The sequence below is a fragment of the Streptomyces mauvecolor genome (genome assembly GCF_039532965.1).
Lineage (GTDB): Bacteria > Actinomycetota > Actinomycetes > Streptomycetales > Streptomycetaceae > Streptomyces > Streptomyces violascens.
Window position 1 is genome coordinate 568,158 of sequence record NZ_BAAASQ010000008.1, and the last position, 22,440, is coordinate 590,597.

The window sequence follows — 22,440 nt, forward strand, 5'->3', positions numbered from 1 at the left end:
TCGAGGTGACTGCCAAGGCGTTGGAGATGCTGGCGGCGGCCGGGGCCGAGGAGATCGAACACCCGGGTGGCACCTTGCTGGCGCACCTGCGGCGGACCAGTGAGCTTCTGGCCTCGTGGGGCGCACGCCCGGCCCTGGTGTCGGCCGGGCTGTGTCATGCGTTCTACGGGACCGATGGGTTCCGGGTGGCGCTCCTCGACCGCGGCCGGCGGGCCGAGCTGACTGAGGCGATCGGCGCGGAGGCCGAGGCGCTCGTGTACTTCTATGCCTCCTGCGATCGCAAGGCGTCCTATCCGGCACTGGCCGACGACAACGGTGTGTTCGTCGACCGGTACACCGGCGTACCCATGTGTCCGGATCTCGACGCACGTCGCGACTTCGCCGAACTCACCGTCGCCAACGAGTTGGACATCGCCGTGGTCAGCCCGGGGTTCCACCTCGGCCAGGGCCAGGACCTGCGCGCCCTGTTCACCCCCTGGCGCCCGCTGCTCTCGGAGCCGGCGTGGGCGTACTGCCGCGATGTGGTGGGTGCGACCGACGGCTGATGAGCCTGGTTGGCCGAGAACCTGCTGTTCCGCCGGCCGGCGGGCCTGGGGTGCGGTGCCGATCGATGGTGGAGGGCCGGGGTGCGCGCGTAGGATCCGGCGAAGCCGGCACGACACGGAGTCATGCGGGCCGGACTCACCATGCGACCGCTACGGCCAGGCACCAGCACTCCACTGCCGTGGCCGACGGAGGGACGAACACCTGTGGTCACTGCTTACGTATTCCTCGCCCTGCTCGCCGGGGCAGCGGTACTCCTCGTCGTGACGCTGCTGCGGCGCGGGAACTCCCGTACCGAGAACGCGGAGGGCCTCCTCATCGAGCAGCAGAGCCGGACCCAGGCACATGGTGACCGGGTCTCGTTCGGTACGTTCGCGGTGCACAACGCGCCGCCGACGATGACGGATCAATACCGTCACTGACCGGCGGGGTTCGGCTCACTCGGGGAAGACGCATGGCCCCCGCCGCGGCGCGGGGAGGATCGGGGGAACGGCGATGGTCGAGGCGAGAGCAGTCCGGTTCGGGATACTGCCCATGGCGGTGCTCGGCACGCTGGTGGCGGGGTGCGGGACGCAGCGGGCAGGGGAGGCAGCCGCTCCGGGCACTCCCTCACGGAGCGCGAGCGCCGTGGCGACGCCGAGCACGCCGGTGGACCTTCCGTGTCCCGGCGAGAGCCCCACCCCTGCGCCGTCCAAGCCCGCCGGCCCTTCGAAGCCGGCCGCACAGCCCGGCGACCACTATGCCGAGAACCACGGCTTCATGGTTCCCGTCCCCCTGCACGGCCGGCAGCGGTGTGACGGGCTCGCGGCCGTCACGCGCATCCGGCACGCACTCGAACCGCTGCGCAAGCGGGGCGACTTCGACCCCGCGAGCACCCGTAGCGCGCTCACCCACCTCGGATACGCCACGGCAAAGGTGCAGTCGTACCAGGACGGTCCCACCGGGGTCGGCTTCCTCGTCGACGCCTCGCCGATGTGCCTGGAGGGCACGATGAACAGCCGCACCACCGAGGCGGACGCCTTCGGCGGCTACCCCGATCACTTCGGCTGCGACCAGCCCAGCGGCGGGCACTGAGCGCAGGGGGCGGGCGCCCGGACCCCCCGCTGCCTGGCCCAACTCCCGTGATGTACTGGGTGACTTGGCCCGGACGCCGATGAACGTGCGAAAAAGGGAGGCGGCATACATGGGAAACAGCGCTCTGCTCGTGATGGATGTCCAGCGTGACGTCGTGGACCTGGCCGACGACGGTTCCGGATACCTGCCGCGCCTTCGCAGGGCCATCGACGGTGCGCACGCGGCCGGCATTCCCGTCATCTACGTGGTGATGGGACTGCGGCCGGGCGATCCCGAGGTCAGCCCGCGCAACAAGGTGCTCACCACCGTCGTCCGGTCCGGACTCTTCACCCTCGGCGAGCCGGGCACGGAGATCCACCCCGACATCGCGCCCCAGCAGGGCGACATCGTGGTGACCAAGAGGCGGGGGAGCGCGTTCTCGGGCAGCGACCTCGACCTGGTCCTGAGGGTGCGCGGCATCGACAGCCTCGTGCTCGCCGGCATCGCCACCAGCGGGGTGGTCCTTCACACCGTGTGCCATGCCAACGACGTGGACCTCCACCTCACCGTGCTGCCCGACGCCTGCCTCGACCTCGACCCCGAGGTGCACCGGTTCCTCACCGGGAAGCTGTTCCCGCAGTGGGCGGATGTGGTCACCGTGGAGGAGTGGGTCAAGGCGATCACACCTCAGCGGCCCGCCAACTCCGCGTCGAGGAACAGCAGTTGACGCCTTCCCCTGGCTTTCCGCGAGGCGGCCGTCATGGTCGTCGGCGCGTACGGAGAGCAGGGACTCACGTCTTGCGGTGGCCGACGGTCATCGAACCCAGCACCTCCCGGGCCATCGCCCGGGCGAGTTCCACCTTGTACGCGTTGTGCCGCAGCGGCACCGCGGTGGTCAACTCCTCCTCCACCGCCTGCTCGACGGTCACCGTGGTCGGCTTGGTGCCGAGCAGCGCGGCCTCCGTGTGACGGGCGCGCCACGGGCGGTGGGCCAGGCCGCCGAGGGCGACGGCGATGTGCTTCACCACGCCGTTCTCCACGTGCACCATGGCCGCGACCGAGGCCAGCATGTAGGTGTCCGACGCCCGGTCCCGTGCCTTGCGGTAGCGGGAGGCGGCACCCGGGGGAACCGGTGGCAGCAACACGCCCGTGATGAGTTCGCCGGGCCGGATCACGGTGTCCTGCTCGGGCCGGTCGTGCGGCAGCCGGTAGAACTCGGTCACCGGCACGGTCCGTACCCCGGCCGGCCCCACCAGTTCGACCAGCGCGTCGAGCGACGCGAGCGCCACGGCCAGGTCGGACGGGTGGGTCGCCACGCAGTGCGGTGAGTGGCCGAAGACCGCGTGATCGCGGTTGACGCCGTCCACTGCGGCGCACCCGCTCCCCGGCACCCTCTTGTTGCAGGGCCTCGACAGGTCCTGGAAGTAGCCGCACCGCGTGCGCTGGAGGAGATTTCCGGCTGTGGTCGCCATGTTGCGCAGCTGACCCGAAGCGCCGCTGAGCAAAGCCTGCGACAGCACGGGGTACCGCTCCAGGACGGCCGGATGGGTGGCGAGATCGCTGTTGCGCGCGGTCGCTCCGACCCGTACCGAACCGTCCGCCCGCTCCTCGATCCGGTCGAAGGGCAGCCGGGTGATGTCGACTAGGATGTCGGGCCGCTCGACGCCCGTCCTCATCAGGTCGATGAGGTTGGTGCCACCGCCCAGATAGCGGGCCTCCGGACGCCCTCCGTGGAAGGCGGCCGCCTCCGCCACGTTCCGGGCACAGACATAGGAGAGCGGCTTCACGCGATCACGTCCTGTCCGGCTGCGGCTGTGCTCGGGTAGGCACCGCAGCGGCACAGATTGCCGCTCAGCTGCTCCTGGACCTCGGCGGCGGTCAGCTCTACGGGCACGTTCTCCGGCAGTTCCATGTCGGTGACGACCAGGGGCTGCCCCGCCGCCCCTTTCTGCTTCTCTCCGGGTGAACCGTTCTGGTCCGGCGCGCAGTAGCCGCACTGGTACGCATCCCGGTCGGCGGAGGGGCGCCGCAGCGGATGGAGGCTGTCGTGCGCGCCCGGCGTGCCCGCGAGTCCCTCCACGGTGACGACCTCGCGGCCTTCCTGCGCGACGGCGAGGAGCAGACAGCTGACGACCCGGCGCCCGTCGAGCAGCACCGTGCACGCCCCGCACCGGCCGTCGTCACACCTCTTCTTCGAGCCGGTCAGACCCAGGCTGTCGCGCAGCACCTCCTGGAGGGTGGCGCAGTGCTCCAGCTCGACCGTGTGCGTGGCGTCGTTGACCCGCAGCGTCACACGTGAGTCGGTCGCGCCCGGGCGGGCGGCCTGGGCGCCGGGCACCTGGCCGCCGTCACTTCTGCCGTGCAGTGCATCCATGGTTCACGGGCTCCTCGGTCCGGAGACGGCCAGCAGCCTGACCGCGTACCCACCCTCGTACAGCTCACCTCCCCCGGCATCTCGGCGACCGGCGCACGGGTGGTCTACCAGGGGAGCGGGCCCTGGGCGTCGAAGTAGCCGCCGGTCGGCCCCCCGGGGCCCGTCAGGGCCATGCGGACGATGATGTCGGCGCCCTGTTCGACGGTCTGGATACCCGTGTTGCCGTTCAGGTCGGTCCTGGTGAACCCGGGCTCCACCGCGTTGATCCGCATGGCCGGGAACGCCTTCGCGTACTGCACGGTGAGCATGTTGACCGCGCTCTTGGACGCCGGATAGGCGACGCCCGGATAGCCGTACGCCGGTGACGACGCGTCGGACAGACGGGTGAGCGAGGCCAGGCCGCTGCTGACGTTGACGATGACGGGGGCGGCGGAGCGGCGAAGGAGCGGGAGGAACGCGTGGGTGACGCGGACCGTGCCGAAGACGTTCGTCTCGAAGAGCTCCCGCATGTGGTCGGCTGTCACGTCCGCCGCACCCACCACGGTGTTGCCCGCGCCGCGGACCTCGATGCCCGCGTTGTTGACCAGGACGTCGAGACCGCCGTCGGCCTCGACGGTCCTGGCCGCGGCCTGCACGGACGCCTCGTCGGTGACGTCGAGCCGGACGGTCCGCGCGCCGAGGCGTTCGGCGGCGAGCCGGCCGCGCTCCTCGTCCCGGCTGCCGATGTAGACGGTGTGTCCCGCGGCGACGAGCCGCCGGGCGGTCTCGAAGCCGAGACCCTTGTTCGCTCCGGTGATCAGTGTGGTGGTCATGGCTCCAGGCTGCGCGCGGGGCCCGGCGCCGGCCAGGCGTCCCCTCTTCCTGGGACTGCCAGTACCAGGACGATCCCCGGCCGGCGGTGCACAGTGGGGGCATGGCGAGCACGGAGTTCGGACGGATGGTGCGGCACTTTCGCGACCGGGTCCCGCCCGAGGCGGCGGGGCTGCCCTCGGGCGGTCACCGGCGCGCCGCCGGGCTGCGCCGCGAGGAACTGGCGATGCTCGCCGGGATCTCCGTCGACTACGTGACCCGGCTCGAACAGGGCCGCGCGGCCAACCCGTCGGAGCAGGTCGTCGAGGCACTCGGCCGGGCGCTGCGGCTGTCCGCCGCCGAACGCGAGCACCTCTTCCACGCCGCCGGACTCGTGCCGCCCGGGCAGGGCACCGTGCCCGCCTACATCACGCCGAGCGTGCACCGCATGCTGGACCGGCTGAGCGGCACGCCCGTCGCGGTCTCCGACGCGTCCTGGACGCTGCTGCTCGCCAACCCGCTGTACACGGCGCTGATGGGGGAGCGGCACGGGCGCGACCGCAACGGCGCGTGGCGCGCCTTCACCGGCTCGGACGGCCGCGTCCGGCACACCACACAGTCCCGGACCGCCCTGGAGAGCGCGGTCGTCGCCGACCTGCGCGCGGCGGTCCGGCGCTATCCCGCCGACCAGCGGCTGCGGCAGCTGGTCGCCGACCTGCGCGCCACCAGTGAACGGTTCGCCGAGCTGTGGGACGCCGGGACCGTGGGCCACCACGAGGCGTCCCGCAAGACCGTCGACCACCCGCAGGTGGGCCCCGTGACCCTGGACTGCGATGTGCTGTTCGTCGCCGGGAGCGACCTGCGCATCATGATCTACACGGCCGAACCGGGCAGCCAGGACGCCGAACGCCTCGAACTCCTCGCGGTCCTGGGCACCCAGACCCTCGTCGGGTAGGCGCCGCCCGAGCGGCCCGTCGGCGAGTTCGCGTCGACGTTCCCGGCAGCGAGGGCGATCACCGTGGCGCGATCCGCGCAGGCGGCCGGGGCGGCGTCTGTACGACTCTCCGCGTATGTACAGGTCGAGCCGTGGCCGGATCGCACGGTCAGGGCCTTGCGGTGGCTCAACTGGCGGCGTTGCACTGTGAGTTCACCGATGCTACGGGGGATCAGTGGGGACCCTCGGCCGCGCATGACGGAGGGGGATCCGGATGACGACCGCGCCCGTGACCGGAGAGGGCAGAGGGGCGAGACGGCAGGTCTGGGTGCTGACCCTCGCCGTCCTGTCCGCCTTCGTACTGGCCCTGAACCTCGGCAACGCCACGGCGGCGCACGCCGAATACCCGGGCCCCAACCCGCCCCAGGCACCGGCCGACTGCAACAGACCCTGGGTGATCCTCTCGGCGTACGGGACCTCGGAATCCACCGACGACGGCCACCCGTACGGCACCGTGGGCGTCAACGACACCTACATCCGGGCACTGACGAACGCGCTGTCCGACGCCCATGTTCCCGCCGGTGACATCACCGTACGCAACCTGTACTACCCGGCGTCCGCCGTGGACTGGCCCTCCTGGCTGCCCGGCAACTGGGGCCCCGACGACTACTGGACCTCGATGGGCAAGGGCCGGGACAGGCTCGTCCAGGAGGTCGGCTTCTACGCCTCCTGCCCGAACCGGCCGACACTGATCCTGCTCGGCTACTCGCAGGGCGCGCAGGTCGTCAAGAACGCCATCGCGCAGGGCGCGATCCAGGGCAACCAGCGCAACTCCGACGAGATCGGCGCCATCGTCAACGTCGGCGACGCCTCCCGCAGCAATGCCCAGATCGGCATGGAACAGGACGGCCAGATGGTCACCCTGAACCCCGACTACACGGACGGCACCGCCTCCGTCTCGCGCGGCGGGCTCATGCAACGCCTCGACGTTCCCGGGGTGTTCGCCGGGTTCATCGGTGACGGACGCTATTTCGACGTGTGCCGCACCGACGACCTGGTCTGCAACGAGCAGGCGGTGCCGGGCTCCGACGAGTGGAAGAACCGCTGGCTGCAGGACTTCGCCGACAGCGCGATCGGCGACAACGCCCCGCACGTGATGTACCGGGACAACGGGATCGCGCAGAGCCCCGGTGACAAGGCCGACGCCGATCGCGTGGCGGCCCGCACCGCCCAGCGTGCGGTCACCGCGGCCGTGGCCCAGCGCAATGTGGTGCACCCGCCGCCGGACACACCGGAGCAGGTGTGGGCCACCAACATCAACGTCCGTGCCACGCCGTCGACGTCGGCCCGAATCGTCACTGTGATCCCGGCGCCGACCACCGTGTACGTGAAGTGCCAGAAGCACGCGGAGTCGGTGACCTACGGCGGGATCACCAACGACGCCTGGTCCTACCTTCCGCAGCAGCAGGGCTGGATCAGCAACATCTTCCTGAAGGGCCCGGCATGGATGCCGGGGGTGCCCGAGTGCCCGTGACCTTCTCGCGGAAGGCGGTACCGGCGCCTATTGCCCGGAGGGCGCCGGTACGAGGCCGTCGGCGACCAGGCCGGCCAGCACCGCCTGGCCCAGGGTGTGCACGGCGGACTGGGGGCGGACCATCACGGTGAACTCCTTGATGCGGCCCTCCTCGTCGAACTGGAGCAGGTCGATGCCGTGGATCTGCTTGCCGTCCACGGTGGCCCGGAACGGCAGGATCACCGACGGGGCCTCTTCTCCGTCGGCGCCGGTCTCGGCCGTGCCCTCGAAGTGCCCGATGTAGCGCAGGTCCTCGAAGGTGCGCACCAGGACCCCGAAGAGCCCGAGCACCATCGCCTTGCCCTCGAAGGGGACGAACTTCACCGGGCTGTAGAGCCGCACGTCGTCGGTGAACAGGTCGTCCAGCACCGTGAGATCGCGCTTCTCCACGGCGGCGCGGAAGCGTTCGGCGGTCTGCATGTCCATGACGGGTATCTCCATGCCCTCTCCCGATACTCAACAATCTGACTAGTCAGTTTCTTGAGTATGATGCAGCGACGGACGAGGAAAGGGAAGGGGTGCTCCGATGGCCTTGCGACATGCCGTCCTCGCGGCACTGCTGGACGGCGAGTACAGCGGCTACCAGCTGGCCAAGGCGTTCGACATCGGCGTCGCGAACTTCTGGCACGCCCTTCCCCAGCAGCTGTACGCCGAGCTCACCAAGCTGGAGAAGGACGGGCTCGTCGCGGGGCGCCAGGTGGTCCAGGAGACCCGGCCCAACAAGCGCCTCTTCCGGGTCACCGCCGCCGGCTGCGACGAGCTGGAGAACTTCGCCGCGGCGGCTTCCAAGCCCTCGTTCATCCGCGACGACCTGCTCGTCAAGGTCCAGACCGCCGACCGCATCGGCACCGCGTCGGTGATCGAACAGCTCGAAGAGCGGGCCTCGGCCGCCGACGCCAAGATCGAACTGCTCGGTGCGCTGCTGCGGCAGCTGAGGGGTGACGCGGACGAGGAGGAGTTCCTGCTGCACGGCGAGCGCATCGGCCCGTATCTGACGTGCCTGCGCGGTCTGGCCTTCGAGGAGGAGCACCGCGACTGGTGCCGGCGGATCGCGGCCGTCCTGAAGAAGCGGCTGACCATCAAGGCCGAGCGGTGAGTACGTACGCCGCCGCCAACCGCGCCCGACCTGCCGGATCCCGGCTTGGTTAGGGTGGGTGCCGCAGCACTTCATGAGCATGATGAACCGGAACAAGGAGCAGACGTGAGCGAGCCGGCGTCCATCGCCCTGCAGCAGGAGATCGCCCGGGAGCTGGAGGTCGCCGAGACCTTCGACGCCGAGCGGGAGATCGAGCGCCGGGTGGCCTTCCTCGCCGAGCGGCTGACCGCCACCGGTCTGCGCTCCCTCGTCCTCGGCATCAGCGGCGGCGTCGACTCCACCACGGCGGGCCGGCTGTGCCAGCTCGCCGTCGAGCGGGCCCGGGCCGCCGGGCACGAGGCCCGCTTCTATGCGATGCGGCTGCCCTACGGCGTCCAGGCCGACGAGCACGACGCCCAGGTCGCGCTCTCCTTCATCCAGGCCGACCACGTCCTGACCGTGGACATCAAGCCCGCCAGCGACGCCGCGCTCCAGGCCTCGCTGACCGCCGGTGTCGGCTTCCGCGACGAGGCCCACCAGGACTTCGTGCACGGCAACATCAAGGCCCGCCAGCGCATGATCGCCCAGTATGCAGTGGCTGGTGCGCAGGGCGGCCTGGTCGTCGGCACCGACCACGCCGCCGAGGCGGTTTCCGGCTTCTTCACCAAGTTCGGCGACGGCGCCGCCGACCTGGTCCCGCTGACCGGCCTCACCAAGCGCAGGGTGCGCGCCGTCGCGGACACCCTGGGCGCGCCGGCCGAACTGGTGTGGAAGACCCCGACCGCGGACCTGGAGACCCTCGACCCGGGCAAGGCCGACGAGGACGCGCTCGGCGTCACGTACGACGACATCGACGACTTCCTGGAGGGCAAGCCGGTCGACGCGCGGGCCTTCGAGACGATCGTCGACCGCTACCGCCTCACCGACCACAAGCGCCGGCTGCCGATCGCCCCCTGACCGGTGCCCTACTGAAGGTGGTGCTGCTCCACCAGTACGCCGGCGATGAAGGCCAGCGCCGCCACGATGCCGACGGCCAGGAGCAGGGTCAGCCACGGCAGTTCGCGCAACGGCACGGCGGGGCGCTCCTTCGCCCCGCCCGGAGCCGGCGCCGCCTGCACGGCGCTGCCCGTCGCGGGAGCCGCCGCGCGCTCTTCCTCGACCGCGGGCTGCACCGCGGTGAGGGCGGGCGCGGCGGCCGTCGCCGGCTCGGGGTCCTGGCCGCCGGTCTTGGTGAACGCGTCACCGTCTCGGACCATGTCTTGGGTACTCCCTTGTTCCTGATGTGGGTGCGATCGTGTGGGAACGCCACGAGCGGGCCTGGTGCGGCCCGCTCGTCGACTCGCCCCGGCCCTACGGAGCGACGGTGGTGATCCGGACCTTCTGACCCTGCGTCAGACCGCTGGTGATCTGGGTGTTGGTGTCGCTCTCGACGCCCACCGTCACCCGTGCGGAATGTGCGGTCCCGTCCGCTGCGACCACGGTGACCGTGCGCTGGTTGCCGGTGCCGCTCAAGGCCGCCGTCGGCACGAACAGGGCGTCGGACGCCTCGCCCGCGACGATCTGGACGCTGACTCCCTGCCCGGTGTGGAGGTCCTTGGTGGGACCCATGATGTCGAGGGTCACCGGGTACTGGGCGGCGGCGCCGGTGCCACCGTTCACGGCGAGCGTGCCGACCGACAGGACCCTCGCGTTGAGCACGGTGGTGGACTGGGCGGTCAGGGTGACCGTGGCCGCCTGGCCCGGCTTCAGCCGGAGCGCGTCGGCCTCCGAGACGTTGGCCTTCACCTGCATCCCGGTGGGGTTGGTCAGGACGATGAAGCCGCTCGGCGCGGCCGGCGTGCCGCCCGCCGCGGCGCCGCCCGTGGTGCCGGGAGCCGGCGGAGCACCCGGAACGGCGCCCGCACCCGAGGTGTACGTCGTGCCGATCACCGTCTGCCCGACCGAGGCGCCCACCGAGGCGACCGTGCCGTCGACCGGAGCGGTCAGCACGGTCCCGTCGAGCGTGCGCTGCGCCGTGTCCAGCGCGGTCTGCGCCTGGGACACCTGCGCCTGGGCCTGGACGAGCAGGTTGGGGTCCACGGAGGGGTTCGCGACCGGGACCGCGTAGGAGACGTTGTGGACCGACAGATCGCCGAGCCCGCCGATCGGCCCGGGGGGAGTGGAAGCCGAAGCGCTCGGGGACGGTGAGGGCTTCGTGCTGGGGCTGGCCGAAGTGCTGGGCGCCGGCGACGCGGAGTGGCTGGGAGCCCCCGACGGGTTGGAGCCGGAACCGGCCGGCGGGCTCGCCGGCTGCCCCTCCTGGACCTTGGAGAGGTTCGCCTTGGCGGCCACCAGCGACGTCTTCGCCTGGGCGAGCGCCTGGCGCGCCGCGGTGTCGTCGACCTTCGCGAGCTCCTGGCCCTTGGTGACCTTGTCACCCGGCGCGACCTCGACCTTGGTCAGCTGCCCACCGGTGGTGAAGTTGACCCCGGCATCGCTCGGTGAGGTCAGCAGGCCGGCCCCGGTCACGGTGGCCTGCACTTTGCCCGTGGAGACGGCGGCCGTGCGGGTGTCCGTGTGCTTGGCCGAGGAGGCGTCGGAGCTCACCACCACCGCGTAAGCACCGCCCACGGCCGCGATGAGCACTGCACCGAGCGCCGAATTCAACAGGACGGCTTTATGCAGCCGCGGAAGGACCTTCATATCCGGGAGCCTGTCAACCGCTCCGCTCCTCCGCCATGACCCCGCGGCCAAGCTTCCGGACCAGGCGTTTTGATAAATGATCATGAGTAGTGGGCCGCTCGGGCACATCGGGCCGGTCACGGAACGTGGTCACACGCACCCCACCCTTCAGAGTGCTTTACCGAGGTCACGAATCGAAGGAATTCAACTACGCATTGTCGTCAACACCCCTTGGCAGTAAGGCAATTGAGGTGCACGCTGAACGTGCGAGCCCCGGTCGCGCCGGGCTTCCCCTCCCTGGTGTGGCCGGCTCGCTCGGTCACCGGCGCCACGGCCACCGCTCCAGGACGGGATCGCGGACGGTCAGCACCGCGGTGGTGGTCAGCAGGCCGACGCCCGCGAGCTGGAACCCCGCCGCCCACCACCACATCAGGTCGCCCTTGGCCGCGAGGATCGGGGCGACGACGCCGCCCGGCGCGTAGACGACCGTGCGGTGGGTGCCGTTGGGGGCCGGGCAGGGCCCGGTGCGGGGGAGTTGCTCGGTGTTGCCGTCCGGCAGATCGACCCAGCACTGCTTGTACTTCATGCCGTGCGAGCCCGTCTCCGTGGAGGCGTACGCGATGGTGGCCGTGCCCTGCTCACCGACGAGGGCCAGGAAGGCGTCCGGCGCGTGCACTCCGCCGACCACCATCAGGGCGCCGCCGACCCAGTAGGTCAGACGCGCCCAGCGCGGTATCGCCCGGCTGCCGAAGACGATCCGGCGCAGCACCCACGCGTAGAGCGTGATCAGAACGATGAGGCCGAAAACGACCCCCACACCGAAATCGAGCAGCGCCGGGCCGACTGTGCTCACCAGGGCCACGGCGATGATCACGGCCCATGCCACGGCCATGCCGCGCGGGCCGAGCCCGCGGACCGCCGCGGCCGGCTGCCTGCGGCCGCCCTTCTTCCCGCCACTCCTGTTTGTGCCGCTCATCGCCCCGCCCCTTCACGAAGTGGCCGGAAGTCTCGCATACGCTGCTGTGACCGCATCAGGCCCGGCCCGTGGGAGGCGTCCTGGGTGCCCAGGACCACAGGACCAGGACCAAGGACCGAGGGCCACGACGGAATAGCTCCGCGAGGAAGATCGCTTGAAATGGCATACGTGACCAGCCCATTGACGTGACGACACACAAGGAGACGCTCCCTATGTGGAACGGCGACGCCCTCGATCTCGATGCCTATCTGGCACACCTCGGCTACGAGGGGGACCGCACCCCCACCCTGGCGACGCTGCGCGCGCTGCACCGGGCCCATGTGCTCTCCGTGCGCTGGGAGAACCTGGAGGCCGTGCTCCGCAAGAGCCGCCCGCTCGACGTCCCCTCCGTCCAGGTCAAGATGATCGGCAACCCGCGCGGCGGCACCTGCTTCGAGCACGTCACCCTGTACGCGGCGGCCCTGGAACGCCTCGGCTTCGAGTTCTTCGTCGTCCAGGGCCGGGTGGAGCTGGGTTCGGGCAGGATCAGACCCGAGTCGCACGCCATGGCGATCGTCGAGCTGGAGGGCAAGCGCTGGCTGAGCGACGTCGGCTTCGGGACGAGCCCGCTCGAACTCATCGAACTGACCGACGCGACGGATGTGTCGGACGGGGTGTGGGAGTACCGGCTGCGGCGCCAGGAGGTCTCACCGGGCGAAGAGGGGTGGGCGCTCTACCAGCCCGCGGCCGGGCGCGAGGGGGTCGAGACGACCAGCGACGGATGGATGATCCGGCACACCTTCACCCTCCACCGGCAGTACCCCGTCGACCTCCTGGTCGCCAACCACTTCGGCGCCTCCAGCCCGCGCTCGGCCTTCAGCGACCGGGTCTTCCTCCAGCGCCTGTACCCGGACCGGGTGCACCTCCTGGACAACCGTCAACTGACCACGGTCAGGCCGGGGGTGCCGGGCCCGCCGGAGACCCGGGAGCTGGAGCCGAACGAGGTGCCCAAGGTTCTCACCGACGTCTTCGGCATCGAACTGCCGGCCGCGGACATCGCACTCCTTCTGCCCAAGCTGACCTGAACTCTCGACCGCCGCAAGGGTTTGTCCCGGCTGTGCTTCAGCCACCGCTTCGCTGCGCCGGTTTGCGGAGCAGCCACTGCCCGAAGGTCCGCCGTGGTGTCCGGACCTTGATCCGGCCGTAGGCGAAGCGGCCGGTCAGCTCCACGCGCAGGGTGTGCTCCGCCCCGGGATCCACGGTCCCGGGGGTCTTGCCATGGCAGAAGCTCATCGAGAGGGACTCGGTGTTCACCACGATGCCCGGCCCGGTCACCACAAGCAGCGTTCCGCCCCGCATGTTCATGTCGATGCGCAGGGTGTCCTGGGTGATCACGGCCTCGGTGAAGTCGAGCGTCACATCGCACCAGGACGGCCTCAGGTCGATCCGCCGGGGCACCACCCATCGGCCCTCGCGGCGGACCGAACCGGCCTGCTGGTCGATCCGGACGACATCCTTCACCTCCACCGCGGCACCGCCGGAAGCAGCCGTCGGCGGCAGATCGGCCGTGAGCCCGGCTAGCTCGTCGAGGGTGCGCGCGGTCAGGGCGACTTCGAGGCGCTGGTCCAGTTCGGCGGCGTCCAGCAGCCCGTCCCCGGCCGCGATGCGCAGCAGGTCCACGGTCCGGTCCCGGTCGGCGTGCGAAGCCCTGGTGGGCGGTGGTGCGCCGGGGCCGTGCGGCTGGCCAGTGGGCGGCGTCTGTCCCGACATGTCCCCATCCCGATCTTGTGGGCGGCGCCTCGACGCCTGCGGATGAACTTACGTTATATCGCGTTAGGGCGGCGGCCAAGCCCGGGGACAGGTGCCGGCGGGGCCGCCGCCCGTTCGTGCGCGGGGCTGACGGCTACAGCGTCCCCCCGCCGTCCACCGTCAGGACCGCGCCGGTCACGAAGGACGACTTCTCGCCGAGCAGGAAGCTCACGGCGTCGGCGATCTCCCGCGGCTCACCGACCCGCCCCAGCGGACGGTCGGCCGCCTCCTCGTAGAACTCGGCCACCGGGCGGCCGAGTTGATGTGCCTCGCGTTCGAGCATGGAGGTCCGTACGTCTCCGGGCGCCACACAGTTGGCGCGGATGCCCGCCGACGCGTGGTCCAGGGCCATGGCCTGCGTCAGCATGACCACACCCGCCTTCGCCGCACAGTAGGCGGCGGCGCGCCGCCCCGCCCGCAGGCCCCAGCCCGAGGCGATGGTGACGATCGAGCCCCCGCCCTCCTTCGCCAGCTGGGGAATCGCGGCCCGGCAGGTCAGGAACACCGAGTCCAGGTTGTCCTCGAAGGTGGCCCGCCAGTCGGCGGGGGTCAACTCCGTGATGTCGCCCCGCCGGATGCTGCCCGCGACCGTACACAGTCCGTGCAGCGCGCCGAAGCGCTCCACGACGCAAGCGACCAGGGCCTCGACCTCCTCGGGCCGGGACAGGTCGCAGCCGAACGGTTCGGCCCGGCCGCCCGCCGACCGCACTTCCAGGGCGATCTCCCGGGCGGATTCGACGTCCCGGTCCGCCACGGCGAGCGTCGTGCGATGGTCGGCGAGCCGTCGGCACACGGCAGAGCCGATCCCGCCGGCGCCCCCGGTGACGAGCACCACCCGGTCCGCCTCCGGGCCGTTCATCGCGCGCTCCCCGCACCGGATGAGCCGGCAGTACGCCCGGAAGAGCCGAGCACCATCGCGAGCAGCGCCTTCTGCGCGTGCAGCCGGTTCTCGGCCTGGTCGAAGATCAGCGAGCGGGGCCCGTCCTTGACCTCGGCGTCCATCTCCTCGCCGCGGTTGCTCGGCATGCAGTCGAGGAACGGCGCGCCCGGCGCGGCGAGCGCCATGAGCGGCTCGGTCACCCGCCACCGGTCGGCGAGCCGGGTCCGTGCCTGCCACTCGTGCTGCCCGGTCAACTGGAGGGACTTCCAGCTCTGCACGTACACCGCGTCGGCGCCCCGCACCGCCTCCTCGATGTCCTGGCAGAAGTCGAGCCGCGCCCCGGACGAGGCCGCGAGGGCGTGCGCCTCCTTCACGTACCGCTCGTCGAGGTCGAAGCCGGGTGGGTGCGCGAACGTGACGTGGTGGCCGAGCAGGGCCCCTGCAAGGAGCGAGGAGTGCAGAACACCCGGCGTCTTCTGGCGGGAGGAGTACGCCCAGGTGTAGACGATCCGCCGCTGCGGAAGGCCGTCGCCGAACCGTTCGCGCAGGGTCAGCAGATCGGCGAGGACCTGACAGGGGTGCTCCTCGTCGTCCAGGGCGTTGATGACCGGGACGGAGGAGTGCTCGGCCATGGTGTGCAGCCGGCGGTGCCCCGCTCCGTAGTCCGCCATGTCGTACCAGCGGACCACCAGGGCGCTCAGATACCGGCTGAGGACTCCGGCCGTGTCCTCGACGGTCTCGTTGTTGGCGAGGCGCAGCTCTTCCGGGCCGTACGTGTAGCTGCGTCCGCCGAGTTGGGCGGCGGCCACCTGGAAGGAGACCCGGGTCCGGGTGGACGGCACATGGAAGAGGAGCCCCAGGTCCGTGCCGGTGAGATAGGGGTGGGTGTCCTCGCCGCGCTTCATGCGGGCGGCGAGGTCGAGCAGGGTGTGCAACTCGTCGGCGGAGAAGTCGGTCATTCCGAGTATGTGGCGGCCGGGCAAGGCGTCACCTCTCTCGTCGGTCGTGCTCCGGATGGTGGTGGTGCGGTGCGGTGGTGGGGAGTTCGGGCGACGGGGGAAGCGTGAGCGCGGTCGCCGCGCGTCGCAGCCGGGTCCGCTCGCGCCGTGCCGGCCACCACTCGGCGAGCGCCGCCGCGCTGAACATGGCGGCCGCGTAGCCGATGCTGACGCCCATGAAGGGCAGCATCAGCACGGTCACGGCGGTGACCAGGCAGTTCGTCCAGCGCATCGGCCCGGTCCGTACGAGACGCATGGCGGACAGGAAGGCGAGGAGGAAGACCAGGAGGTAGGCGGCCGAGGACGCCTTGATGAGGACGGACTCGTTGGAGTCGGTCGCCGCGAGCAGGCCGAGGGTGAGGCTGTAGCCCGGGACGAGGGCCAGCACGGCCCTCGACGGCGCGCCCGTGCGGGGCGAGATCCGGCTCAGACCGCGGGGGATGATCCCTTCACGGGCCAGCGCGAACACGACCCTGGATGTGCCCAGGCACCATGCGTTGGTGGTGAGCACGAGCAGGACGGCCGCCACAAGATAGCCGATGGTGGTGTGGTCGGCGCCCGTAGCGATCCTCAACAGGCGGGTGAATCCCGTGAGTCCCTCGACCATGTTCTGGTCCGAGGGCATGGTGAGCGCCACCGTCAGCGCCATGGCGAAGTAGAGGACCCCCACGACACAGACGGCACACAGGATGCCGCGCGGGAAAGTGCGCCCCGGATCGCGGACCTCTTCCGCGATGGGGGCCGCGTTCTCCCATCCGATGAAGCCGAAGAAGCAGATCAGCAGGCAGTCGCCGAGCACGCCCCAGCCGTGCGGGGCGACCGGGTGGAGCTGGGCCGGATTCCCTTGGGGGAGCGCCAGGACGATGATCGCGCACAGCACCCCGGTCACGACCACGAGCACGGCGAGCTGCACGCGCCCGCTGACCCTGACGCCGAGCAGGTTCAGCGCGATGCAGCCGAGGATGACCGCCGCCCCGGCCGCGAGCGAGGCCCGGTTGGAGGCGCCCGGAGCCAGTGCGGCCAGGAGATAGCGGCCGGCGATCAGGCCCAGTACGGGGTTGGCCAGGAGCAGCGTCATCAGGAGGTAGAGCGCGGCGACGCGGCCGGCCCGTCTGCCGAAGGCCACCTCGACGAACCGCGCGACACCCTTGCTCGTCGGGTGCAGCGTCGACAGCTTGGCGAAGACGAGCGCGAACGGGTAGCTGTAGACGATCAGGATGCCCCAGGCAAGGAGCGACAGCGGCCCGGCCGTGGTCCAGGCGAGCACCGGAATGACCAGGAGGCCGACACCGAGAACGGAGGTCAGGTAGTGGACGACGAGCCCGGGGACGCCGATGTGCCGCCGCAGGACGTTGGCCGCCACTGGGAACTCTCCTGTTCCGTTCCGCGGGAGGCTGTGTCCCGAGCTGCCGGTTCGCAAGCCGCGGGCCCGGAATCCGCCGGGTCCGCCCACAGCGCGTCCATGGTCTCGTGGGACAGGGGCTTGGCCAGATCACGGCGCGCGGCATATCCCATGTTCACGATGAGGCGCCTGCCGCCGGTCACCGGGTACACCCGGTGCAGGGTGGTGTCGGAGCGCAGGAAATAGAGATCGCCGGGCCGGAGCTCGACGGAGTGAATGGGCCGCGAAACGAAGTGCCGGTGCAGCTGGGGGTTTTCCTTGTCCCACTCCGTACGCGGTACGCACTGCACGAACCCGCCCCGTTCCACCGGCGGGCAGTCGATCACCCACACGAGGGCGAAACTGTAGTCGTCCCAATGCCAGCCGTGGGTGTCGCCGCTCTGTGTGAGCTCGGTAATGACGAATTGCTCGGGTGGATAAGGGCATTCAAGAACGTCCTCTCCCGCCACGACGGTCAGGGCTTCCCTGAGTCCGGGGGAGGAATAGAGCCGTGGAAGGATCCGGCCGTACCGGGCTATCTCCGCACGGCGCACGTTGTGCATCCGGCGCGGTGTTCCGCCGGTCTCGGCGAACTCGCTGTCCCGCCGCACGGCATGACGGCTGATCAGCGACTCCGTCTCCTCCGCGACGAGCTTCTTGACGTCGTACGGAGCGAGGAATCCGGTCTTCACGAAACCCTGGGTGAGGAATTCGCGCCGGGCCCGTTGCAGACGGAGTGGGGGCACCTCGTGGACAAGATGCTGTTCCAGCGCGTCGACCACGTTGTCGGCGCGTGCTGCACTTTCTTCGATCATGGCAATGTCCGCTCCCCGATCTTCCCTCGGCACAGCCGCCATCAGGTTCCGGCCCGAAGGCTCACATGCTTCCGGGGCCTTTGGTCATTTACCAGTGAACAGGGCCGCACACGGGGCCCGCGGGTGACAGGGGGTATTCACGCCATGCGGGAATGGCTCAGATCCCCTGGGGGTGCCGGCTCGGACGAAGGGATGGCGGTCCCGTGTCGTTGACATTCGTACCCCGTCTGTCGCGAAATTCCGGACGGGAGTGGGCAATTGGGCCGCGAAATACCCGGCAGGTGCCTATCCTGCACATTTCGCCGTGCACGGCGGCGAGGCCGAGCGTCCACCGCATCCGCAGGAGCAGGTCCTGGCCGTGACCCATGCCGTGTACTTGGCGCAGTGTGAGCGCGTTGCCGGTACCGCGCGCCGTCACTCACCCCGTGGCCTGTCAGCCGAGTACGAGCGGCAACTTCTCGACCAGGCTGCCGAGTTCGGACTCCTCGTCATCGGTGGGTGCTCGGCGGCCGGTGCCGATCAGCAGCGCGTCCATGTCGGTGAACGACGCGGGGAACGGAGCTCCGGCGACCGCCTCCAGCATCGCGCGGGATCGGGCCAGTCCTTCGGCGGGCGGCTCCGCGGCGTCCGGGAGATGGGCGATCAGGTCCAGGTGGTGCAGCGTCCATTCCAGGACGTACGCGGTGAGATAGTCGCCCACGGTGAGGACCTGGTCCTGGGTGCCGACCCGGGCGGCGGGGTCGGCGAGTTCGGCGGCACGCCCGGCGGCGGAGCCGACGTCGTCCAGGTGGAACTTGAGCAGCCCCGGTTCCTGGTAGGCGGCAGCCAGCCGGACGATCAGTGCGTCGAGCGGGTCGTCGCCGCTCGGTGCCTGGTCCCCGACGCTCCAGTACGTCACCGCGTCGACGGTCGGTTCGCCGTCGGCGGGGGTGACGAGGGTGATCAGGACGTCCTGGGCGTCGATGACGAGGTGACACACGAGGTCCCGCACGAGCCAGCCGCTACAGCCGGACGGCCGCCCGAAGTCCTGGTCCCGGAGCCCGGCGACCGCGGCGCGCAAGGCCGCCCAGGAGCGCGAGAAGAGATCCACACCGGCAAGGTAGTGCGGCGTGGGGAGACCGGACAAGTGTAGGGAGACGGTGCGCGCGGGCGGAAGCTCGCCCCTGACGGCGGGGCGTGCGGGTACGGACCCGCCCATGTGGCCCGCGCACATGCCTCAGGGACGGGAACTGCTCATTGCCCCGGTGACGGACCGTACAGCCGTCTCCGTCACCCGCGCGCGGTCAGCCGGTCCAGCTCCCGGGCGATCTCCTCCCGCAGGGGGTCGTGCCGGGGAGCCAGGGCATGCTGCGCGTCCCGCCAGTTCTCGTGGGGATAGAGCCAGACCGGCATGCGGACGAGGTCGGCCGGTTCCCAGTCGAAGCGCGGCCACACATGGGCGTGAAGGAACCCGTCGGTGTTGCCGAGGATCTCCAGGTTCACCCGACGAAACGCCGGGTCGAGCCGACGGCAGGCGTGCTCGACGGCTTCGCCGAGCGCGTCCATGTCGGACAGGAAATCCGACCGCTTGGTCCGCGGAAGCTCGGACAGCCGCTCCACCTGGGGATCGTCCACCAGGAGAACGGAGTAGCCCGGCAGGAACTGCACATCCCCGATGGCCGCGAATCCTGCTCTCAACCGCCGCAGCACGGTGGGGTTTTCGCCCCGCAGGGCACTTCCGATCCGGTCGTGGCGCCATTCGCTCGTCATGACGGAAACCTATGCGACGGCGACGGAGGGGCATCGGCATCTCTTCGCCGAAACGTCGGCCAGCCCTCCGCCGGACCGTCGGCCATCCTCAGACGGAAGTCGCCGTGGCCCGAAGCGCTACCACGGGACCGTCTCGCCATGACGGTCAAGGAACTGCAGGCCGGGAGCGCCGGCCTGGGCTTCGAGGACGTCGACGACGGCCGGGATGCTCTCCTTCGGGCTCAGCGGCGCGTCGGGCCCGCCGAGTCGGGTGCGGTTGTGGCCCGGATCGATGAGCAGCTTGGTGTGGCCGTCGTCGGCATGGCGGGTGGCGTAACTGCGCATCAGCTGGTTGAGCGCGGCCTTGCTGGCCTTGTAGAGCTCGTAGCCGTCCTCGGTGTTGAGCGAGATGCTGCCCTGCTCGGAGGACATGACCGCGACGGTTCCGCCGGGTGCGACGAGCCCGTGCAGGGCCTCCAGCGCACGCAGGGGGCTCAGCGCGTTGGTGACCATCACCTCGGTGAACATCTCGGTCGGTACCTCGCCGATGGGCAGGTCGCCCCGGTCGATCGCGGCGTTGACGAAGAGCAGATCGAGCCGGCCGCCGTCCGGGCGGCGTTCCAGGCGCTCGCGCAGTGCGGCCAGTTGCCGGGGACTGGTCATCTCAAGTGATTCGACCTCGACCTGTCCCTTGCGGGTATCGGCGCACGCCAGCAGCTCGCCGCCGCTCTCACGGGTCGTGGCGACGACTCGCCAGCCGCGCCGGGCGAGCTCGTCGACGAGGACGAGCCCTAATCCTCGCGAGGCTCCGACGACCAGGGCCCGGCGGTTGGGTGTGGTGGACACACGTACTCCTTCATGGTGGGTTCGCAGCGGGTGTGCACTAAACCTAGACGAGACGGTGCGTCTAGACAACGGCATCGGGGCCACTGCCGGGTAATGTGTTCCGCATGCCCGCCACGAGCCCCCAGCCCCGCAGGCCCCGCTCCGGCCCCCGGCGGGACGAGACCGCACGTCTGGCGGTGCTTCACGCCGCGGACGACCTGCTCGTCGAGCACGGCTTCGGCGGTCTGACTGTCGAGGCCATCGCGAAGCGCGCCGGGGTCGCCAAGCAGACGATCTACCGCTGGTGGCCCTCGAAGGTCGAGATCCTTCTCGACACCCTCATCGAGGACAGTGGCAAAAGCCTTCCCGTCCCGACGGAGAAGGCCACGGCGGAGAGCATCCGTGGCTACCTGCGGGGCTTCGCACGGTTCCTCACCCGCGACCCCGCCGGCAAGGTCCTGCTCGCGCTCATCGCGCAGGCGCAGCACGATCCCGACACGGCCAAGAGTTTCCACAAGCGTTATCTCGGCCCACGCCGCACCCAGGAACGCGACATGCTGGCCCGCGCGATCGAGGCGGGTGAGATCTCGCCCGAGCTCGGTCCCGACGCCACGATGGACGCCCTGGTCGGCCCGATCGTCTACCGCGCGCTGACAGGGGCGAGCATCCCCCGCGGTCTGGTGGACACGCTGGTGGACGGTCTGCTCAGGCCCCGCGCGAACTGAGGATCCGCTCTCAGCCGGACGCCCTTCCCGAGGCGGCGGACTCCGCGCCCGGCCGTCGCAGCATGAACACGTCGACGGGATCCTCACTCTCCACGGTGAACCCGTGCCGCTCGTACAGGCGCCGCGCGGCGCTGCCCCGCAGCACGTTCAGGCGGACGTCCAGGCCATCGGCATCGGCCCGGTTCAGCACGGTGCGCAGGACGGCCGAGCCGAGCCCCCGGCCCTGAAGGTCCGGCGAGAGAAAGAAGTGCTCCAGCCACCGGCAGTCCTCGGCCGGGCGCAGCGCGACACAGCCCGCGAACGCGCCGTCGGCCAGGACGATCGACATGTGTTCCGGGACGAACGCGTCGCGGAACCGCTGCCGGACCCGATGCTCGTCGAACCGTCCGAGCCGCTCCAGATCCGGCCGCATCACCACAGCCCGCAGCTCGACGATCGGCTCGACATCCATCGGTACCGCCGCACGCAGCGCCCATTCCACCGGCCCGCCCGACCTGGCCCCGCGCAGCGCCTGACCGGGCGATATGCCGCCCGCCCCCGTACTCGTCTCCATGTCCGGAGTATTTCAACGGCCCCCTGCGACCGCGCACGCGGGATCGGTTCACCCCCTGCCCGCCCCGGGGGATCGCGTGCCGGGCGATGATCTCCGCATGAGTGACTCAATGAGCCAGGTCGTCCTGATGTCGGATCCGCGGGTCGCGGCCGTCCCGCTGCAGGAGTGCGGCGAGCCGCTCGTGGACGTCCGCCGCGGGGGCGCCCTCATCGTCGACGTGCGCCTCCAGGACGCCGAGGGCGCGTTCGCGCACGTACGGAAGGGCGTCCATGAACGGCTGCTGTACGCACAGGAGTTGCTCCCCGGGGGGCTGCGGCTGCTGTTCGTCGAGGGGTACCGCCCGCTGTCGCTGCAGCGGACGTACTTCGAGGAGTACGTGGAAGAACTGCGGGCGCTGCACCCGGAGTTGCCCGCCGAGCAGGTCCACGCGGCGGCGAGCCGCTACGTGTCCCCGCCCGGGATCGCGCCGCACAGTGCGGGCGCGGCCGTCGATCTGACCCTCGCCGATGCGCAGGGACGCGAGCTGGACCTGGGCACCCGCATGAACGCGTCCCCGGAGGAGAGCGCGGGTGCCTGCTACACCGAGGCCCGCACCATCGGTGCCGAGGCCCGCGGGCACCGGGGGATCCTGGGATCCGCCCTGACGTCCGCGGGCCTGGTGAACTACCCCACCGAGTGGTGGCACTGGTCGTTCGGAGACCGCTACTGGGCGCTGGCATCGGGGGAGCCGTTCGCCCCGTACGGGCCTCGGGAGTTGCGCTGAGGCGGC

27 protein-coding genes are annotated in these 22,440 nt (G+C 70.6%); 11 read left to right on the forward strand and 16 right to left on the reverse strand.

From position 1 onward, the window contains the following. Positions 1 to 5 precede the first annotated feature (5 nt). From ABD346_RS10505 to ABD346_RS10520, 4 genes are all read left to right on the forward strand, one after another. On the forward strand, positions 6 to 545 hold the full coding sequence (locus ABD346_RS10505) for a DUF6817 domain-containing protein (RefSeq protein WP_344373984.1): 540 nt from the start codon (positions 6 to 8) through the stop codon (positions 543 to 545). Positions 546 to 749: 204 nt separating this feature from the next. Continuing rightward, entirely contained in the window at positions 750 to 965 is a 216-nt protein-coding gene (locus ABD346_RS10510; protein WP_344373986.1) for an HU family DNA-binding protein, read from the forward strand. Positions 966 to 1,170: 205 nt separating this feature from the next. After that, entirely contained in the window at positions 1,171 to 1,617 is a 447-nt protein-coding gene (locus tag ABD346_RS10515) for a hypothetical protein (RefSeq protein ID WP_344373987.1), read from the forward strand. Between the two features lie 109 nt (positions 1,618 to 1,726). After that, positions 1,727 to 2,323: a cysteine hydrolase family protein gene (locus ABD346_RS10520; protein WP_344373988.1), complete on the forward strand. Its 597-nt coding sequence runs from the start codon at positions 1,727 to 1,729 to the stop codon at positions 2,321 to 2,323. A 64-nt stretch (positions 2,324 to 2,387) separates the two neighbouring features. Here ABD346_RS10520 and ABD346_RS10525 read toward each other — a convergent pair whose 3' ends face one another. From ABD346_RS10525 to ABD346_RS10535, 3 genes are all read right to left on the reverse strand, one after another. Next, positions 2,388 to 3,383, reverse strand: coding sequence for an FAD binding domain-containing protein (locus ABD346_RS10525; protein WP_344373989.1), 996 nt, complete (start codon positions 3,381 to 3,383; stop codon positions 2,388 to 2,390). Beyond that, positions 3,380 to 3,970 (reverse strand): 2Fe-2S iron-sulfur cluster-binding protein, encoded by a 591-nt coding sequence (locus ABD346_RS10530; protein ID WP_344373990.1) that lies wholly within the window; start codon positions 3,968 to 3,970, stop codon positions 3,380 to 3,382. The genes ABD346_RS10525 and ABD346_RS10530 overlap by 4 nt, the downstream gene beginning before the upstream one ends. 104 nt (positions 3,971 to 4,074) lie before the next feature. Next, positions 4,075 to 4,782, reverse strand: coding sequence for an SDR family NAD(P)-dependent oxidoreductase (locus tag ABD346_RS10535; protein ID WP_344373991.1), 708 nt, complete (start codon positions 4,780 to 4,782; stop codon positions 4,075 to 4,077). Between the two features lie 101 nt (positions 4,783 to 4,883). Here ABD346_RS10535 and ABD346_RS10540 point away from each other — a divergent pair, with 101 nt between their 5' ends. Beyond that, positions 4,884 to 5,714 carry a helix-turn-helix transcriptional regulator gene (locus ABD346_RS10540; protein ID WP_344373992.1) on the forward strand — a complete coding sequence of 277 codons (831 nt, stop codon included), beginning with the start codon at positions 4,884 to 4,886 and terminating at the stop codon, positions 5,712 to 5,714. 253 nt (positions 5,715 to 5,967) lie between these two features. After that, positions 5,968 to 7,227 carry a cutinase family protein gene (locus ABD346_RS10545; protein ID WP_344373993.1) on the forward strand — a complete coding sequence of 420 codons (1,260 nt, stop codon included), beginning with the start codon at positions 5,968 to 5,970 and terminating at the stop codon, positions 7,225 to 7,227. Between the two features lie 27 nt (positions 7,228 to 7,254). Here ABD346_RS10545 and ABD346_RS10550 read toward each other — a convergent pair whose 3' ends face one another. Beyond that, positions 7,255 to 7,686, reverse strand: coding sequence for a nuclear transport factor 2 family protein (locus ABD346_RS10550; protein ID WP_344374461.1), 432 nt, complete (start codon positions 7,684 to 7,686; stop codon positions 7,255 to 7,257). 106 nt (positions 7,687 to 7,792) lie between these two features. On the opposite strand from ABD346_RS10550, the gene ABD346_RS10555 reads away from it, so the two are divergent. Next, positions 7,793 to 8,362, forward strand: a complete 570-nt coding sequence (locus ABD346_RS10555; RefSeq protein ID WP_344373994.1) for a PadR family transcriptional regulator — start codon at positions 7,793 to 7,795, stop codon at positions 8,360 to 8,362. Positions 8,363 to 8,467: 105 nt separating this feature from the next. Then, a complete protein-coding gene (nadE, locus tag ABD346_RS10560; RefSeq protein ID WP_344373995.1) occupies positions 8,468 to 9,298 on the forward strand; it encodes an ammonia-dependent NAD(+) synthetase in 831 nt (276 codons plus the stop codon). 8 nt (positions 9,299 to 9,306) lie between these two features. Here nadE and ABD346_RS10565 read toward each other — a convergent pair whose 3' ends face one another. From ABD346_RS10565 to ABD346_RS10575, 3 genes are all read right to left on the reverse strand, one after another. Then, on the reverse strand, positions 9,307 to 9,597 hold the full coding sequence (locus tag ABD346_RS10565; RefSeq protein WP_344373996.1) for a hypothetical protein: 291 nt from the start codon (positions 9,595 to 9,597) through the stop codon (positions 9,307 to 9,309). Between the two features lie 94 nt (positions 9,598 to 9,691). Next, positions 9,692 to 11,023, reverse strand: a complete 1,332-nt coding sequence (locus ABD346_RS10570; protein ID WP_344373997.1) for an efflux RND transporter periplasmic adaptor subunit — start codon at positions 11,021 to 11,023, stop codon at positions 9,692 to 9,694. Between the two features lie 298 nt (positions 11,024 to 11,321). Continuing rightward, positions 11,322 to 11,978 (reverse strand): hypothetical protein, encoded by a 657-nt coding sequence (locus ABD346_RS10575; protein WP_344373998.1) that lies wholly within the window; start codon positions 11,976 to 11,978, stop codon positions 11,322 to 11,324. A gap of 185 nt (positions 11,979 to 12,163) precedes the next feature. Here ABD346_RS10575 and ABD346_RS10580 point away from each other — a divergent pair, with 185 nt between their 5' ends. Further along, positions 12,164 to 13,042, forward strand: coding sequence for an arylamine N-acetyltransferase family protein (locus tag ABD346_RS10580; protein ID WP_344374000.1), 879 nt, complete (start codon positions 12,164 to 12,166; stop codon positions 13,040 to 13,042). Between the two features lie 37 nt (positions 13,043 to 13,079). Here the strand turns inward: ABD346_RS10580 and ABD346_RS10585 are convergent, their stop codons facing one another. The 8 genes from ABD346_RS10585 to ABD346_RS10620 all read right to left on the reverse strand — a co-directional run bounded on the left by ABD346_RS10585 (position 13,080) and on the right by ABD346_RS10620 (position 20,414). Then, positions 13,080 to 13,727, reverse strand: coding sequence for a DUF1707 SHOCT-like domain-containing protein (locus ABD346_RS10585; RefSeq protein ID WP_344374001.1), 648 nt, complete (start codon positions 13,725 to 13,727; stop codon positions 13,080 to 13,082). A gap of 133 nt (positions 13,728 to 13,860) precedes the next feature. Then, positions 13,861 to 14,625 (reverse strand): SDR family NAD(P)-dependent oxidoreductase, encoded by a 765-nt coding sequence (locus tag ABD346_RS10590; RefSeq protein WP_344374002.1) that lies wholly within the window; start codon positions 14,623 to 14,625, stop codon positions 13,861 to 13,863. Beyond that, positions 14,622 to 15,629 (reverse strand): ornithine carbamoyltransferase, encoded by a 1,008-nt coding sequence (locus tag ABD346_RS10595; RefSeq protein WP_344374003.1) that lies wholly within the window; start codon positions 15,627 to 15,629, stop codon positions 14,622 to 14,624. The genes ABD346_RS10590 and ABD346_RS10595 overlap by 4 nt, the downstream gene beginning before the upstream one ends. Before the next feature lie 4 nt (positions 15,630 to 15,633). Then, on the reverse strand, positions 15,634 to 17,007 hold the full coding sequence (locus ABD346_RS10600) for an APC family permease (RefSeq protein WP_344374004.1): 1,374 nt from the start codon (positions 17,005 to 17,007) through the stop codon (positions 15,634 to 15,636). Beyond that, entirely contained in the window at positions 16,947 to 17,882 is a 936-nt protein-coding gene (locus tag ABD346_RS10605) for a HalD/BesD family halogenase (protein ID WP_344374005.1), read from the reverse strand. The genes ABD346_RS10600 and ABD346_RS10605 overlap by 61 nt, the downstream gene beginning before the upstream one ends. Positions 17,883 to 18,273: 391 nt before the next feature. Then, entirely contained in the window at positions 18,274 to 18,930 is a 657-nt protein-coding gene (locus ABD346_RS10610; RefSeq protein WP_344374006.1) for a maleylpyruvate isomerase N-terminal domain-containing protein, read from the reverse strand. A 179-nt stretch (positions 18,931 to 19,109) separates the two neighbouring features. Further along, complete coding sequence (locus ABD346_RS10615) at positions 19,110 to 19,589, reverse strand: HIT family protein (protein WP_344374007.1); 480 nt, start codon at positions 19,587 to 19,589, stop codon at positions 19,110 to 19,112. A gap of 117 nt (positions 19,590 to 19,706) precedes the next feature. Beyond that, positions 19,707 to 20,414, reverse strand: coding sequence for an SDR family NAD(P)-dependent oxidoreductase (locus ABD346_RS10620; RefSeq protein ID WP_344374008.1), 708 nt, complete (start codon positions 20,412 to 20,414; stop codon positions 19,707 to 19,709). Positions 20,415 to 20,518: 104 nt separating this feature from the next. Between ABD346_RS10620 and ABD346_RS10625 the strand changes: the two genes are divergently transcribed. Beyond that, entirely contained in the window at positions 20,519 to 21,118 is a 600-nt protein-coding gene (locus tag ABD346_RS10625; RefSeq protein ID WP_344374009.1) for a TetR/AcrR family transcriptional regulator, read from the forward strand. Positions 21,119 to 21,128: 10 nt separating this feature from the next. On the opposite strand, the gene ABD346_RS10630 is transcribed toward ABD346_RS10625, so the two are convergent. Next, on the reverse strand, positions 21,129 to 21,569 hold the full coding sequence (locus ABD346_RS10630; protein WP_344374462.1) for a GNAT family N-acetyltransferase: 441 nt from the start codon (positions 21,567 to 21,569) through the stop codon (positions 21,129 to 21,131). Positions 21,570 to 21,780: 211 nt separating this feature from the next. Between ABD346_RS10630 and ABD346_RS10635 the strand changes: the two genes are divergently transcribed. Continuing rightward, on the forward strand, positions 21,781 to 22,434 hold the full coding sequence (locus ABD346_RS10635; RefSeq protein WP_344374463.1) for a M15 family metallopeptidase: 654 nt from the start codon (positions 21,781 to 21,783) through the stop codon (positions 22,432 to 22,434). Positions 22,435 to 22,440: the final 6 nt, after the last annotated feature.

Coding starts and splice junctions, on each gene's coding strand:
- ABD346_RS10520 (WP_344373988.1), top strand. CDS start 1,727: ATGGGAAACAGCGCTCTGCTCGTGATGGATGTCCAGCGTGACGTCGTG.
- ABD346_RS10530 (WP_344373990.1), bottom strand. CDS start 3,970: ATGGATGCACTGCACGGCAGAAGTGACGGCGGCCAGGTGCCCGGCGCC.
- ABD346_RS10535 (WP_344373991.1), bottom strand. CDS start 4,782: ATGACCACCACACTGATCACCGGAGCGAACAAGGGTCTCGGCTTCGAG.
- ABD346_RS10540 (WP_344373992.1), top strand. CDS start 4,884: ATGGCGAGCACGGAGTTCGGACGGATGGTGCGGCACTTTCGCGACCGG.
- ABD346_RS10545 (WP_344373993.1), top strand. CDS start 5,968: ATGACGACCGCGCCCGTGACCGGAGAGGGCAGAGGGGCGAGACGGCAG.
- ABD346_RS10550 (WP_344374461.1), bottom strand. CDS start 7,686: ATGCAGACCGCCGAACGCTTCCGCGCCGCCGTGGAGAAGCGCGATCTC.
- ABD346_RS10555 (WP_344373994.1), top strand. CDS start 7,793: ATGGCCTTGCGACATGCCGTCCTCGCGGCACTGCTGGACGGCGAGTAC.
- ABD346_RS10565 (WP_344373996.1), bottom strand. CDS start 9,597: ATGGTCCGAGACGGTGACGCGTTCACCAAGACCGGCGGCCAGGACCCC.
- ABD346_RS10570 (WP_344373997.1), bottom strand. CDS start 11,023: ATGAAGGTCCTTCCGCGGCTGCATAAAGCCGTCCTGTTGAATTCGGCG.
- ABD346_RS10575 (WP_344373998.1), bottom strand. CDS start 11,978: ATGAGCGGCACAAACAGGAGTGGCGGGAAGAAGGGCGGCCGCAGGCAG.
- ABD346_RS10585 (WP_344374001.1), bottom strand. CDS start 13,727: ATGTCGGGACAGACGCCGCCCACTGGCCAGCCGCACGGCCCCGGCGCA.
- ABD346_RS10590 (WP_344374002.1), bottom strand. CDS start 14,625: ATGAACGGCCCGGAGGCGGACCGGGTGGTGCTCGTCACCGGGGGCGCC.
- ABD346_RS10605 (WP_344374005.1), bottom strand. CDS start 17,882: ATGGCGGCTGTGCCGAGGGAAGATCGGGGAGCGGACATTGCCATGATC.
- ABD346_RS10615 (WP_344374007.1), bottom strand. CDS start 19,589: ATGACGAGCGAATGGCGCCACGACCGGATCGGAAGTGCCCTGCGGGGC.
- ABD346_RS10625 (WP_344374009.1), top strand. CDS start 20,519: ATGCCCGCCACGAGCCCCCAGCCCCGCAGGCCCCGCTCCGGCCCCCGG.
- ABD346_RS10630 (WP_344374462.1), bottom strand. CDS start 21,569: ATGGATGTCGAGCCGATCGTCGAGCTGCGGGCTGTGGTGATGCGGCCG.
- ABD346_RS10635 (WP_344374463.1), top strand. CDS start 21,781: ATGAGCCAGGTCGTCCTGATGTCGGATCCGCGGGTCGCGGCCGTCCCG.